12 protein-coding genes are annotated in these 13,892 nt (G+C 65.9%); 11 read left to right on the top strand and 1 reads right to left on the bottom strand.

What is annotated here, in order from left to right; genetic code table 11:
• The first annotated feature begins 136 nt into the window (after positions 1-136).
• The 6 genes from ASF52_RS12040 (at position 137) to ASF52_RS12020 (ending at position 6,555) form a co-directional block, all read left to right on the top strand.
• The gene (locus tag ASF52_RS12040; RefSeq protein WP_056172074.1) at positions 137-1,018 is read left to right on the top strand and encodes a LysR substrate-binding domain-containing protein; all 882 of its coding nucleotides are present in this window, start codon (positions 137-139) and stop codon (positions 1,016-1,018) included.
• Positions 1,015-1,830, top strand: coding sequence for a DeoR/GlpR family DNA-binding transcription regulator (locus tag ASF52_RS12035; protein WP_056172072.1), 816 nt, complete (start codon positions 1,015-1,017; stop codon positions 1,828-1,830). The genes ASF52_RS12040 and ASF52_RS12035 overlap by 4 nt, the downstream gene beginning before the upstream one ends.
• 116 nt (positions 1,831-1,946) lie before the next feature.
• Complete coding sequence (locus ASF52_RS12030; RefSeq protein ID WP_244473786.1) at positions 1,947-2,804, top strand: EamA family transporter; 858 nt, start codon at positions 1,947-1,949, stop codon at positions 2,802-2,804.
• Between the two features lie 731 nt (positions 2,805-3,535).
• Entirely contained in the window at positions 3,536-3,679 is a 144-nt protein-coding gene (locus tag ASF52_RS22645) for a hypothetical protein (protein WP_156630122.1), read from the top strand.
• Positions 3,680-3,712: 33 nt separating this feature from the next.
• Positions 3,713-4,057: a hypothetical protein gene (locus ASF52_RS12025; protein WP_244473785.1), complete on the top strand. Its 345-nt coding sequence runs from the start codon at positions 3,713-3,715 to the stop codon at positions 4,055-4,057.
• Entirely contained in the window at positions 4,054-6,555 is a 2,502-nt protein-coding gene (locus ASF52_RS12020) for a CheR family methyltransferase (protein WP_056172069.1), read from the top strand. Before ASF52_RS12025 ends, ASF52_RS12020 begins: the two co-directional genes overlap by 4 nt.
• A gap of 422 nt (positions 6,556-6,977) precedes the next feature.
• On the opposite strand, the gene ASF52_RS12015 is transcribed toward ASF52_RS12020, so the two are convergent.
• On the bottom strand, positions 6,978-8,291 hold the full coding sequence (locus ASF52_RS12015) for a sigma-54 interaction domain-containing protein (protein ID WP_244473784.1): 1,314 nt from the start codon (positions 8,289-8,291) through the stop codon (positions 6,978-6,980).
• Positions 8,292-8,539: 248 nt separating this feature from the next.
• On the opposite strand from ASF52_RS12015, the gene ASF52_RS12010 reads away from it, so the two are divergent.
• The 5 genes from ASF52_RS12010 (at position 8,540) to ASF52_RS11990 (ending at position 13,887) form a co-directional block, all read left to right on the top strand.
• Positions 8,540-9,328 carry an alpha/beta fold hydrolase gene (locus tag ASF52_RS12010; protein WP_056172066.1) on the top strand — a complete coding sequence of 263 codons (789 nt, stop codon included), beginning with the start codon at positions 8,540-8,542 and terminating at the stop codon, positions 9,326-9,328.
• Between the two features lie 67 nt (positions 9,329-9,395).
• Positions 9,396-11,033 (top strand): MFS transporter, encoded by a 1,638-nt coding sequence (locus ASF52_RS12005; protein WP_082515294.1) that lies wholly within the window; start codon positions 9,396-9,398, stop codon positions 11,031-11,033.
• Between the two features lie 116 nt (positions 11,034-11,149).
• Positions 11,150-12,178 (top strand): GlxA family transcriptional regulator, encoded by a 1,029-nt coding sequence (locus ASF52_RS12000; RefSeq protein WP_156630120.1) that lies wholly within the window; start codon positions 11,150-11,152, stop codon positions 12,176-12,178.
• Between the two features lie 151 nt (positions 12,179-12,329).
• Positions 12,330-13,340, top strand: coding sequence for a CobW family GTP-binding protein (locus ASF52_RS11995; RefSeq protein ID WP_056172063.1), 1,011 nt, complete (start codon positions 12,330-12,332; stop codon positions 13,338-13,340).
• A 37-nt stretch (positions 13,341-13,377) separates the two neighbouring features.
• Positions 13,378-13,887 carry a DUF1097 domain-containing protein gene (locus tag ASF52_RS11990; protein WP_056172061.1) on the top strand — a complete coding sequence of 170 codons (510 nt, stop codon included), beginning with the start codon at positions 13,378-13,380 and terminating at the stop codon, positions 13,885-13,887.
• Positions 13,888-13,892: the final 5 nt, after the last annotated feature.

Here is a 13,892-nt window from a genome sequence, read left to right as displayed (position 1 = left end):
GATCCTGCCCGATCTGCCGTGGGATGGCCCGAAGCAGCTTGGGTGCTTCGAGGACGGTTCGATCTTGCGTTCGGGCAACTCATCAGATCAAATCGTTTCTCGTGATGCTCGCCATAAGTCCTGCTGATAGATTGCAATGAACCTATTTCAGCTTCGCGCCTTCGACGCCGTTTCGCGGGAAGGCAGCTTCACACGCGCGGCGCAGCGCCTCTGCATCAGCCAGCCTGCGGTAACCGGGCACATAAAGGCGCTGGAGGAGCGCTACGACCTAGTGCTGTTCCGGCGCACGGCGCGGGCCGCGGAATTGACGCCGCAGGGGCAGGCTCTCGCTGAGATCACCGGCCCGCTCTTCGGGCTTGTGGAGCAGGCCGAGGATCTGCTGGAGGCCAATCGGACGCTCGTCTCGGGGAGGATCGAGATCGCGGTGGATTCGCCCCACATCGTGATGCCGCTCCTTGCGCGGCTCCGGGCGCGCCATCCCGGCATCGTCGTCGGGCTGATCCTAGGTAACGCCGCCGATACGCGCGAAGCATTGCTGTCGGAGCGTGCGAGTGTCGCCGTCCTCACGGAGGCCGAAGCGCATCCTGACCTCCACCTCTCGGAAATCGCCGTCTCGCGCATTTGTGCCGTCGTCCCGAGGTCCCACCCCCTTGCGCATCGCGCGGCGTTGCAAACGGCCGAACTTGACGGGGCCGCCATGGTCCTGCGCGAGCCCACCTCCGTGACCCGGCGAACCTTCGACCGGGCCTGCCGGAACGCCCGCATCGCGCCCACCGTGCTGATGGAACTCGACAGTCGTGAGGCTGTGATCGAGGCCGCCGCCGCCGGAATCGGGATTGGCATCGTCTCGTCCCTGGAATGCGGCGAGGACGTCCGGATCGCCGCGATCCCGATCAACGGTCCCGATCTTATCAACCGCCACGCGATCGCCTGCCTGGCGCGGCGGAAGAACCTGCGCCTGATCCGTGCGGTGTTCGGGTTGGCGACGGAGACAGGTTCGGAAGGGTCGCGGCGATGAGCCCGAAGCGCTCGACCCCCGAAACCCGTACCCTCGCGGCCTCCCGCCAGGACGAGATACTCGCGCGACTCGGCCGGGACGGCAGCGTCAGCGTTGAGGGAATGGCGGACCGCTTCGGCGTCTCGCGGGAGACGATCCGGCGTGACCTGAAGGCCCTGGCCGAGCGGGGCCAGCTCGCCATCGTCCATGGCGGCGCCACGCGACGCTCGGACGAGCCCGTCCTGGCCATCCGAGAGCGCGATAACCCAACGGGCAAGGCGGCGATCGGACGGGTTGCGGCAGGGCTCGTCGAGGACGGCATGGTGGTGGTGCTCGATTCGGGCGCCACCACCCTGGCGGTGGCCAACGCCCTCGCTGGCCGCGATCCGCTTTTCGCGCGTCCCGCGCCGAAGGGCCTGACCGTCTGCACCAACAGCCTGCCTATCGGGCTGCTCCTGTGCCGCGTCGCCGGCGTGAGGGTTCACTTCCTCGGTGGCGAGATCGAGGGCGCCGACGAGGCGGCGTTCGGCACCGACGCCCTGGCGGCGCTGATGCGCTTTCGCGCCGACGTTGCCTTCGTGGGAGCCGGCGGCATTTCGCCGGACGGCGAGATCACCGACTTTGCACCACTCCCCACCGAGCTGCGGGTTAGAATGCTGGCAGCGGCTGAGCGCGGCTATGTCGTGGCGGATAGCACCAAGTTCGGCCGCCTGACTCCGCTCCGCCTCGCGCCGATCCCGCTAGGGACCGGGCTCATTGTCGATGCGGAGCCCCCGCTGCCCATGAGGGATGCTCTTTCGCAGCGCGGACTCACGCTGATCGTCGCCCAATAATGTGGTTTCTTGTGGCTTTTTGATTTCTTTCGCGGCATGTCCGCCTTAGGAACGAGTGCGAAGCGGTCCGCCCGATCGTGGGTCGCGCAACGACCCTGCTCAGGACGCGAAACCCCATGACCACCACTGGCATGAGCCTGCCCGTTTTCAGTGCCGTGCTCGCTGCCGCATTCATGCATGCGGGCTGGAACGCAGTTGCGAAGCTTCGCCTTGAGCCGATCCTTACCATGGCGCTGATTTCAGCCTCAGCCGGGCTGTTCGCGCTCCCGGCATCGTTCTGGTTCGGTTGGCCGTCCGCTGCCTCCTGGCCCTGGCTGGCGGGCTCGATCCTGCTGCATCTCGGCTACTACATCGCCCTGGCAGAGGCCTACCGGCACGCGGATATGGGACAAGTCTATCCGATCGCTCGGGGGAGCGCTCCGCTGTTGACGGCCTGCGCCTCGCTCCTGTTGCTGCAGGAGGCGCTGGCGCCGCTCGCCGCACTCGGCATTGCGATCCTCTGCGCCGGCGTCGCCCTGATGGCGTTTGCGAAGGCGGGCGGGCAAGGCCTGAGCCGGACAGCCCTAGGCTACGCGCTGCTCACCGGAGCTCTGATCTCCGGCTATACGTTGGTCGACGGGCTCGGCGCGCGGGCGGCGGGAGACCCCCACGCGTATGCGGCGGCGCTCTTCGTGATCGACGCCATTCCGCTGCCGGTCTTCGTCCTCTGGACCCGCGGGCGCGGCATCCTGGGCTCCGTAAGGGGCCTCGCGCTACCTGGACTCGGCGGCGGCGGGCTGGCGCTTGGTTCCTACTGGATCGCGATCTGGGCGATGACGGTCGCGCCCATTCCCCTGGTCGCGGCAACGCGCGAGACAAGTGTCTTGTTCGCGATGCTGATCTCGGTCGTTGTCCTGAAAGAGCCTCTCCTGATGTCGCGAACTGCCGCTGTCATCGTCATTATGGCCGGTGTTGTGGCGATGCGGCTGGCCTAGCCGACGTGCCCAGTCCCACGTGCAACTTCTCAATTTGAGCGTCCACATGCTCCTGCGCAACAGACCGATGGATCCCGGCACTCTGACGTTCAATCAAGACGGCATCGATGGCCGCATCCTCTCTGACGTTGAACGTCCGCTTCCGGGTGTTCGAAAGCGAGCGATGAATGACCAATTCGGGTCGAGTCCGGCTGGTCTGCTCTACGACCGGGTCGGGTGGATTGAAGCTGGTCCGCTTTCAAGCGCGATTTGCTGAAAGCGCTGGCCATCGTTGCGCCCGTTTGCGCCTCCCTCACAAAAGTTCGGAGGGCTCACCTCCCTGCACCTTGGTGGATAAATTCATAGTGATTGAGTTTGCCTGATAAGGTTTCCCAATTTATACGAAAATAACAGAATGCGCGACGTGCATCAGGTGCCGACGTATGCTCCTCCCAACCGCCGTCGAAATCGGTCTCCGGATTGCAAATCTTAGGAATTAGGTGCACTTTCTCGCGATCGCACCAAAGTGATCTACGTGTGGGCTTGTATCGGAAATTGGAGCGCTCTTGATGGACCGCGTACACGCAGGTCGCTGCCTTGAGGTTGCCCGTGAATTGCGCGCGGCGGCCGAAGAGACACGGCGGACGCTCCAGACCTCGCGCGAACTGGTCCGGCGCTCGCGTGAGCAAACCGCCGTAGGGCCGCAAGCATCCCGCGACAGCGGCGACCCCGGCCCCTCTAATAAGTTGGTGATGTCTCTCATCGAAGCCTACGAGGCCGCGGAAGACGAGTCCGACACCCAGACCCGCCTGCTCCTCGCTCGCGTGCTCCATCATGTCGGGCATCGCATCGTTTGCGAGATGGGACCGCGGGCGGCCGGGATCGCCATGCATTGATCGACGCGGCGCAGGGATCAGCGGAAAGCCACGATGAACGGTGACGATCCGAAGGGCGACTACCTCGTTATGCTAGACCGCATCGCCCAGTCTCTGGGTGTTCCTGTCGCGACCTTTCAGACAGCCTACCCGGATGAGGCACCGGACACAGAAACCGCCCTGGCGGGGCTGGATCAACTCTCCGAAGTGATGGCGCTGATGCGTTTGTTCGTGCGGCTGAAGAAGCCCCGAGGCACGAGCCCGCTGCCTCGCCTACGTCGTGCAGGAAGCCACGAACGACGGCTGATCCGCGCGGCCATCTTCGACATTGGGCGAGAACGCATGAAGCTGAGGTCGACGAATGGCGCGGCATTGATCCGAAGGCTCAGGACGCAGTGATAAACAAGGACCACTTCCCGATCGTCGGCATCGGTGCGTCCGCGGGCGGCATCGAGGCGATGCGGGGCTTCTTCCGTGGGCTGCCGGCAACGCTGGAGGCGGCCTTCATCGTCGTCACGCATCTCAACCGGGAGCATAAGAGCCTGCTACCGGACGTGCTTGCCGGGTTCACGCATCTGGAGGTCGAGCCTGCTACCGATGGTGTGTCGGTCCGACCTGGCCGCGTCTACGTCATGCCGGCCGGTTTCGTCATGGGCATCGTGGACGGTCGGCTGACGTTGACGCCGCTCGGGGAGGGCCGAGAGACCAAGCCGATCGACATATTCCTGACTGCCTTGGCTCTCGACCAGGGAGATCGTGCGGTCGGCGTGATCCTGTCCGGCGGCGACGGAGACGGCGCTATCGGCATCAAGGTGATCAAGGAGCGAGGTGGCCTGACCTTGGCCCAGACCGCGGATGGCGACGGCCCCGAGACCGCCGACATGCCGCTCAGCTCGCTGCGCACCGGCTTCATCGATTTCGGCGAGACGGCTGTACGGATGGGCGACCGGATCGCCGCGCACATCGCCGCCGTGCCGGATGCGCAGGCCGAGGCGGTCGCGGGGGAGCTTGACGCTGAGCTACTCAACGAGATCTTCGCCATACTCCGCTCGCAGGTCGGCCATGACTTCTCGGGGTACAAGCCTAGCACCTTTGTACGTCGCCTGCAGCGGCGCATCATCGTCGTCGGCGCTGCCGGGCCGGACAGCTACTTAAAGCTGCTGCGTTCCAATCCGGCCGAGGTTGGAATGCTGTTTCGGGATCTGCTGATCGGTGTGACGAACTTCTTCCGCGACGCCGCCGCCTTCGAGGCTCTGGCCACCCACGTAATCCCAAAGCTGTTCGACGAGCGCGCGGCGAACGATGTCGTGCGGATCTGGGTGCCGGCCTGCTCGACCGGCGAGGAGGTTTACTCCCTGGCCATCCTCCTGCGCGAGCACATGCTCACCCTGGATGAGCCGCCGCGCGTGCAGATCTTCGCCACCGACATCGACGAGCGCGCGCTCACGGTGGCCCGGACCAGCCGCTACCCGACGGCCTACCTATCTGCCGTCTCGCCCGAGCGGATCGCGCAGCACTTCGTCGTCGAGGGTGACAGCGCAACGGTCGCCAAGGCCGTGCGTGACCTCTGCACCTTCGCCCCGCACAGCGTACTGCGCGACCCGCCGTTCTCGCGCCTCGATCTCGTCTCCTGCCGCAACCTGATGATTTATCTCGGCGTCGAAGCCCAGCAGCAGCTGATGCCGGTGCTGCACTACGCTCTATGCCCGCGCGGCTACCTGTTCATCGGGATGTCCGAGAACGTGACGCGCTTCGAGGATCTGTTCGAGACGATCGACAAGCGGAATCGCATCTTCCAGGCTCGCGACGCGATCCCGCCAGCCCGGTTGCCGTCGATGTCTGGGCTGGACACCCCAATCTTCGCAGGTACCGGCCAGTCGCACCGGCGCAACGCCACAACGCACACGGCCCTGCGACACACGGTCGAGACGCTGATGCTGTCCGAGTTCACGCCGCCCCATGCCGTCGTGACGCGGACGGGCGAAGCCGTACACTACTCGTCGCGGATCGGCGATCATTTGGAGGTCGTGCCGGGCCAGCCGACCCGGGAACTGGCCGCGATGGCGCGCAAGGGCTTGCGGCTGGATCTCCGAACGGCTCTGCGCGAGGCGATCGAGGGCAACACCCGGGTCGTACGCGACAGCATCGGCGTCGAGCTGCCGGATGGCCGTCTCCAGTCGATCTCCCTGGTCGTCAAGCCACTGAACGCGCCCGGCGCAGGCGAGCCGCTTTTCCTGGTCGTGTTCAACGAAGCTGCTGTGCCTGTCGTAAAGGAGCGGCAGAAGGCCCTGGAGGCGAACGAACGGGACACGGCACTCCAGGGCCTGGAACGCGAACTGAGCGTGACGCGCGAACGGCTCCAGGCGGTGATCGAGGAGTACGAGACCTCCCTTGAGGAGCTCAAATCCTCGAATGAGGAGCTGTACTCCGTCAACGAGGAGATGCAGGCCGCCAACGAGGAGCTGGAGGCATCGAAGGAGGAGACGCAGTCTCTGAACGAGGAGCTGCATACGGTGAATGCCGAGCTGACGTCCAAAATCGAGGCCGTCGACCAGATGAGCGACGACCAGTCCACGCTGTTCGAGGGCATGAACGTCGCTAGCGTGCTGCTAACGCCGGATCTCCACATCCGCATGTTCACCGCCGCCGCGGCACAGATCTTCGGCCTGCAGCCGGGCGACGTTGGTCGGCCCTTGAGTAACTTCTCGGCGCCGATCCCCCTGACGTGGCTGTCGGACGAGATCCCGACGGTGCTGGCGACGAGCCGGCCCTCGGAGCGGACGATCGAGAGCGCAGACGGCGCCCGCTACCATGTCCGGTTAATGGCCTCGTCCCGAAAGAGCAGCCGGACACCCGGGATCGTCGCCAACTTCACGAATCTACTGGAGCAGGTATGACCGACGGGTTTGAGCACCGCGCTCAGGACCTTGGTGGTCCGATTGCGCGGGCGTGACGCGGGTACGGTTGCATGCTCACGAGCAGCGAACGTCGACACGGCTTCGTAGAGCTTGGCCCCACCCATAAGAGAGCAGCGAGCGTCGCCGGCATAACCCGAAAATGGAACGTCAGCTTTTTGGTAGTAGGCCAAGATCCGATTACCGCCCCGAGCCGAAACTGTGATCCTGGCGACCAATGACTGCTTTTGGCATGCGCCAATTGCTCTTGGTAAGGCCGGGATGGGTCGGGTCCTGACGGTCCGCTGTATGACCGGGTCGGGTGGATTTCGTGCAGTCCGCTTTGGGATTGCGGTGTATGGGAGCGGACGTCGCCGCTCCCATGAATGACCCGAAGCTGTGTCCTCGACTGTGCTCTCCGCATGTCAGTCTGGGTCCGTACGGCGTCCCTTGGACCGTATGCGGTAGAATTGGGACCGGCTGATGCCAAGCCGCCGGGCGGCATCGTCGACATCGCCACCGGCCCCGGTAAATGCTTCCTCGGCCATCTGCGCGCGCTGGCGGTCCGTAAGCGCCTTCAGGTTGCCAGTCGGCGCCTGCTCGCCCACGGGACCGACGCCGGGAATCACGCTGATTTCGATCTCGCCCATCACCAGATATCGGGTCAGCACGCTTTCGAGCTCGCGCACGTTTCCGGGCCATCGATGCGATTTCAAGCGGTGCAATTGCTGGCCCGTGAGTTCCCTGTCAGGAGCTCCGCTCGTCTCGCGGATCCTGCCGAGCAACGCGCCCAGGAGCATCGTGAAGTCGTCGCGTTCACGCAAGGCGGGCATCCGGACCCGGAGGACAGCGATGCGATAGAACAGGTCGCTACGAAAGTCGCCCGCGGCCAGGCGGTCCTCAAGCGTCCGGTGAGTGGCGCATGCTAGCCTGAAGTCCACCGGGATCGGCCTGGTTCCGCCTACCCGGACTATCTCCCCGGTCTGCAGCACCCTGAGCAGGCTGCCTTGGAGGCGAAGCGGCATGTCGCCGATCTCATCGAGGAACAGCGTGCCGCCGGACGCGAGCTCGATCTTCCCGACCTTGCCCGCGCTCGCCGCGCCGGTGAACGCGCCACCCTCGTACCCGAACAGCTCGGAGTCGATGAGCTCCGCCGGGATGGAAGCGCAGTTGACGGCGACGAATGGTCCGCCAGATCGGGACGACGCGGCGTGAAGGGCATGGGCGGCGAGCTCCTTGCCGGTTCCCGTCTCGCCGTCGATCAGGACCGGGAAGTCCGTATTGGCGGCCGATCTCAGCCGTGACCTGCATTCCTCCAGCGCAGGATCGTCGCCGACGATGTCACTGAGATCGAACTTCGTCCGCCAGGCCGCCATGGGCGCCGGGACCGCGACGGCGCTCTCGAAGCGCTGGTATGCACGGCGGAGCGCCGAGGGGCTGGAGAACAGGGCGACGCCGATGGCCCCGACCGGCCTCCCGTCCTTCAGGACCGGTACCTGCCGGGCCAGCAGCTTGTGGCCGCGGACCTCCAGGGGAAAGGGCGACATCGGCTTGTCGCCCTGGGCGACGAGATGGAGGCGCGTCTGGGACCCGATGACCTCGGTGATGTGCTTGCCAAGGAATTCCTCCTCGCCGCCACCGAGCAGGGCGCAGTAGGAGCGGTTGATCAGGACGATCAACCCGGCGCCGTCGACGGCGACGAGGCAATCCGAGACGTGGTCCAACAGGAGGCGCAGCATCTGCGCGTCGTCCGTTCCAGCCGCGGGCCAAGCGAGCAGTGAGGACATGACGTCTCAATTCTGCGACGGGGGTCTCAATGATGCGACCTTCGTGCCCTTCTCCGTCCTCGTCAATGCAGCGCTGAGCATGAAAACTAGGCAACTAGCCCGGAAAAAACAGTCACTTAGAATATTCGATACGAGCACCGCCAGTCTGGCTTCCGAGTTGCGCTGTGTCCAGGGGTCAAGCAACCCTCCGGAGCATCGGCGTGACGAAGATCGAGCAGCGACTGATTGGGGATAGCGTCGTAGAGATCACGGGTCAGGGACCCGTGATCGTCTTCGTGCATGGTTTCACGACCACCGCCGAGTTCTGGAAGGAGCAGGTCGCGCCGTTCTCGCAGGATCGGCGGGTCGTCCGCATCAACCTGCCGGGCCATGGCGTCTCCCCGCATCCGGTTGACCGGCACTACACCATCGACGCGTTCGTGGCGGACGTCGAACGGGTCCTGGATGCCCTCGACATCGGATCGTGCGTCCTGGTCGGACTGTCCATGGGCGGAACGATTGCCCAGCGCTTCACCCTAAGGAACCCAGACCGCGTCACCACCCTCGTGCTGGTCGGCGCGACGCCGCACGGCCTCGGACCCGACGTGAAGGTCGAGAACGTCCTTGCCGCCATCGCCAACGTCGGCGTCGCCAAGGCGAGCCAGAACGTCATCGAGAGGTCCTTCGCCGCCTGCGCCTCCGCCTCGCTCGTGGAATGGGCGAAGAACGAGGTCGTCCAGACCCCCGACCATGTCGCGCGCGCGGCCATACGGTCCCTCAATGACAGCGACAGCCGGTCTGAGCTTTCTGCGATCAAGGTCCCGACTCTCGTGGTTGTCGGTGCCGAGGATGCCATCACGCCGCCGGCCCAGTCCCGCGCGCTCGCCGACGGCATTCGGGGGAGCGTGCTCTCCGTGGTCGCCGATGCCGCGCACTTCCCGATGATCGAGCAGCCGGACGCCTTCAACGCGGTCCTCGGCGAGTTCCTGGCCCGCCACGCGTCCCGCTGACCTCGGGGCCGACCCGGGAATGCGCGCTTCATCCAACGCCTGAAACCCGAACGACGAGGGGATACCGATGTCGACCAGTGCCATCACACCAATCGGCGGCCAAGGCTCCGCACTCCACCCACCGGCCCCCGGCATCCACGATCCGGCCGGCACCCGCCGCGTCGTGCTGGCCGCCGCCCTCGGCACCGTGTTCGAATGGTACGACTTCTTCATCTACGGAAGCCTCGCCGCCTTCTTCGGGGTGCTCTTCTTCCCGCCCGGCAATGAGACCGCGGCCTTCCTGGCGTCGCTGGCTACCTTCGGGGCCGGGTTCGTTCTCCGGCCGTTCGGCGCCCTCGTGTTCGGCCGCCTCGGCGACGTCGTCGGCCGCAAGCGCACCTTCCTCATCACCATGCTGATCATGGGCCTGGCGACGGCCGTCGTCGGCCTGTTGCCGACCTTCGCGCAGATCGGGTGGTGGGCCCCCGTCATCCTGGTTTCTCTCCGCCTGCTGCAGGGCTTGGCGGTCGGCGGCGAGTTCGGCGGCGCCGTCACCTACGTGGCGGAACACGCCTCACCCGGACGTCGCGGGTTCCTCACGAGCTGGATCCAGATCACCGCGACCGGCGGCCTCCTGCTCTCGCTCCTCGCCATCCTCGTGTGCCGCAACGCTATGTCGCCCGAAGCCTTCGCCTCCTGGGGCTGGCGCATCCCGTTCGTCGGGTCCCTCGGCCTGCTGCTGCTCTCGCTCTACATCCGGCTCAAGCTGCATGAATCCCCGGTCTTCAAGCAGATGCAGTCGGAGGGCAAGACCTCCAAGAACCCGATCAAGGAAGTCCTCGGCAAGAGGCGCAACCTGCGTATCGTACTCGTCGCGATCTTCGGTGCCGTCGCGGGCCAGGCCGTGATCTGGTACACCGGCCACTTCTACAGCCTGTATTTCATGACCAACACGCTGCGGCTCGATGCGAGCACCGCGTACATCTACCTGACGGTCGCGCTCGTCCTGGCAACCCCGTTCTTCGTTGTCTTCGGCTGGCTGTCCGACGTCATCGGCCGCAAGTGGATCATCGTCGCCGGCTGCGCCCTGTCGGCGATCCTGTTCATCCCGATCTTCAACGGCCTGATGACCTACGGCAATCCTCGCCTCGCGACGTTCCGGGCAAGCCATACGGTGGCGCTACGGGGGCCCGAATGCATCGCCGAGCAATCGGTCGTGACGCAGCTGTTCTCCCCTGCGAAAACCACGCCCTGCTCGAAAGCCAAGTCGTTCCTGACCGCCTATGCCGTGCCGTATACCGTCACGTCGGGTGACCGTTTCACCGTGCAATTCGGCGAACGCACGTTCGATGGCTTCGACGAGCCGGTCCTGAAGGCCGCCCTCGTCGAGGCTGGGTTGCCGCTCAAGGCGGATCCGGCCCAGGTCAACGCCCCGATGATGGTGGCGCTGCTGTTCGTCCTCGTCTTCCTGGCGACCATGGTCTACGGCCCTCTCGGGGCCATGCTGGTCGAACTCTTCCCGACCCATATCCGCTACAGCGGTGTGTCGGTCGCGCTGCAGTTCGGCAATGGCTGGATCGGCGGTTTCGCCCCGCTCATCGCCGCCTCGATGGTGGTGAGCGCCGGCGATGTCTTCGCGGGCCTCTGGTATACGGTGGTCATCGCCGCCGTCACCGCGGTCGTCGGGGCCCTGTTGCTGCGCGAGACTAATACTGCGCGTCTCTGACAGACCATCCCCCGCCGCCCGGTTTCCGTGCGGCGGGGTCACGCGTCCGGTCGCCTCGCCATCGGCTTCCCCGGCCGACACCATTGAACCGCCCCTGTCCCGGGACCGCAGACGCGATGCAAGAACTCGAACGTCGCGTGATCAGCGTCGGCATCGTCGCCCCGGGCGGGTCCCAGTCCCTAGACATCGTCGGTCCGGTGGATACGTTCTCGCAGGTCGGCCGGATCCCTGATGCAGGGGTCAGCTACGCGGTCTCCCTGCTCGGCACCGCCCCGGGCCCGATCCGCGCATCGTCAGGGCTCCGCATCCTTCCGGACCGGCTCATCGGCGAGGCGGGCGAGACTTTCGACACTCTTCTCGTCGTGGGCAGCCCCGACGTCCAGGACGAGACGCAGGACCTCGCCCTTAGGGATTGGCTGCTGGAAAAGGCGCCGACGACGCGCCGGATCGCCTCCATCTGCAACGGGGCCTTCATCCTGGCCGCGGCCGGCCTCCTGGAAGGCCGGCGCGCGACCACGCACTGGCAATACGCAGGCGCGTTGGCGGCACGCTACCCGGGGGTCCATGTCGAACCCGACCGGATCTTCGTGCGGGACGAGCACGTCTACAGCTCGGCCGGCGTCACCGCGGGCATCGACCTCGCGCTCGCCCTCATCGAGCAGGATTGTGGATCCGGCGTCTCGCTCGCCGTCGCCCGGGCCCTCGTCGTATTCCTGCGCCGGCCGGGCGGGCAATCGCAGTTCAGCGTGCACCTCCGCGCCCAACTCACCGAGCAATCCCAACTCGGCGGGATATCGGATTTCGTCCTCGCCAACCTGCCCGAGGATCTCTCCCTGGCGCGTCTCGCCCATCGGGCAGCCATGAGCGAGAGAAGCCTGATGCGCCTCTTCCGGGAGGAACTGCATACGACCCCGGCCCGGTACGTCGAGGCGGCGCGTGTCGAGGCCGCCCGCAGCCTCCTCGAAATCGGGACGACGAGCATCCAACAGGTCGCTCACCGATGCGGATTCGGATCGACCGACACCCTTCGCCGCGCTTTCCTGCGCCACCTTGGGATCGCCCCGGGTGACTATCGCCAGCGTTTCCAAGGCCCCGCGCGGAACGTCGAGGCCAAGTCCGACCAGGCCGACTTGCGTATTCGGTAGGCAGCATATGTCCACGCCAGAAGCACGTCGGCGGACATGTCGAGATCTGCATCCCGTTTGGCGGAAATTGCTGCATCGCCAAGCTGGTCACCGACCTTTTCCAGTCCTAGCCTTCCTTTCGAAAAAGCACGACTTACGAGGAGTACGTCCGATGTCGGAGACCAACGGCAAAGTCCCGGTCACGGTCCTCACGGGCTTCCTCGGCTCCGGCAAGACCACGCTCCTGAACCAATTGCTGGCCCAGGACGGGGCGGAGGGGACCGCCGTCATCGTCAACGAGTTCGGGGCGGTCGGCATCGACGGCCAACTCGTCGTGGGCGTCGACGAGGACGTCATCGAGATCAACAACGGCTGCATCTGTTGCACGGTGCGGGCGGATCTTGTCTCGACCATCGAGCGTCTCCTGACGCGGCCCCAGCGAGTGCGACGCATCCTGATCGAGACGACGGGCCTCGCCGATCCGGCGCCCGTCATCCAGAGCTTCATCCTCGACGAGCGGCTCCGGGCGAGCACGGAACTGGACGCGCTCGTCACGGTCGTCGACGCCCTTCATAATCCCATCTGGCTCGCCATGGGCGAGGAGGCGGAGGCGGCCGGCGGCGAGAACATCGCGGGCGAGCAGATCGCCTTCGCCGACCTCCTGATCCTGAACAAGACCGATCTCGTCGACGACGAGACCCTCGCGCTCCGCGAGCGGGACCTGCGTCGCCTCAATCCCCTCGCGCGCATCCTGCGCGTCCGCGAGGGGACGGTCCCGGCCACCGAGGTGCTGGGCATCCGCGCCTTCGACCTCAAGAACGCCCTCGCCATCGAGCCGGAGCTCCTGTCCGACCTTGAGCACGAGCACGACGACGCCATCACGAGTGTGGCGCTGGCGGTCGAGGACGACCTGGACCCCTCGACCTTCTTCAAGTGGCTCAACGGTTTCGTCCAGGCCAAGGGGTCCGACATCTTCCGGATCAAGGGCATCGTGCCCGTGCGGGGCGAGGCACGCCGATACGTCTTCCACGGCGTCCACATGACGTTGGACGGCCGCCCCGGGCGCCCGTGGCGCCAGGGCGAGATGCGCCGTGGCGAGATCGTCTTCATCGGGCGCAACCTCGACCGCACCGCAATCGAGACCGAGGTACGCGCCTGCATGGCGAGGCGGGCCGCCGCCTGAAGACACGTCCCGCCTCATCCAGACAGGAGTGACCCGGATGCCCCCCACGCTTGCCCTCGCCACCAGCATCGCCGTCCTCGGAGGCCTCGACACCTACCTTACGGCCACCGCCCTCCCGATCCCCGTCTGGGTCACCTTCATCGGGTGGGCCTCGTTCTTCGCCTGCGGCGGCGGCGTTTCCGGGCTGGTCAAGTCTGTCGCGTCGAACTGGATCGGCATCGTCATCGCGAGCCTATGCTTGCTCGTGATCTCGTTCGCACCGGGTTCGCCCGTGGTCGCGGCCGTCTCGGTGGGCGTCGGCAGCGGCCTCATGATCCTCGCCGCGTCGGCCGGGTTCCTCGGCTATCCGCCGGCCATCGTCTTCGGCTTCGCCTGCCTCGTTGGCACGACGCAGGCGACGGGTCACGGCGTTGTTGATGGAGGGATCACCCATCCTACCCTCGTGGCCGGGTTCTCGATGCTGGTGGGGGCCCTCTTCGGCATCGTCTCCGAGATGCTGGCGCAGGCGCTGACCCAACGTTCCACCGCCACCGCGACTGTTCGCTAAACGGA

This window comes from Methylobacterium sp. Leaf112, assembly GCF_001423295.1.
GTDB lineage: Bacteria > Pseudomonadota > Alphaproteobacteria > Rhizobiales > Beijerinckiaceae > Methylobacterium.
Note: the sequence above shows the minus strand (reverse complement) of the source record. Positions and strands in the feature narration are given on the sequence as shown.

Coding starts and splice junctions, on each gene's coding strand:
- ASF52_RS12015 (WP_244473784.1), bottom strand. CDS start 8,291: ATGCTGCGCCTCCTGTTGGACCACGTCTCGGATTGCCTCGTCGCCGTC.
- ASF52_RS12035 (WP_056172072.1), top strand. CDS start 1,015: ATGAGCCCGAAGCGCTCGACCCCCGAAACCCGTACCCTCGCGGCCTCC.
- ASF52_RS11995 (WP_056172063.1), top strand. CDS start 12,330: ATGTCGGAGACCAACGGCAAAGTCCCGGTCACGGTCCTCACGGGCTTC.
- ASF52_RS12030 (WP_244473786.1), top strand. CDS start 1,947: ATGACCACCACTGGCATGAGCCTGCCCGTTTTCAGTGCCGTGCTCGCT.
- ASF52_RS22645 (WP_156630122.1), top strand. CDS start 3,536: ATGTCTCTCATCGAAGCCTACGAGGCCGCGGAAGACGAGTCCGACACC.
- ASF52_RS12025 (WP_244473785.1), top strand. CDS start 3,713: ATGAACGGTGACGATCCGAAGGGCGACTACCTCGTTATGCTAGACCGC.
- ASF52_RS12040 (WP_056172074.1), top strand. CDS start 137: ATGAACCTATTTCAGCTTCGCGCCTTCGACGCCGTTTCGCGGGAAGGC.
- ASF52_RS12000 (WP_156630120.1), top strand. CDS start 11,150: ATGCAAGAACTCGAACGTCGCGTGATCAGCGTCGGCATCGTCGCCCCG.
- ASF52_RS12005 (WP_082515294.1), top strand. CDS start 9,396: ATGTCGACCAGTGCCATCACACCAATCGGCGGCCAAGGCTCCGCACTC.
- ASF52_RS11990 (WP_056172061.1), top strand. CDS start 13,378: ATGCCCCCCACGCTTGCCCTCGCCACCAGCATCGCCGTCCTCGGAGGC.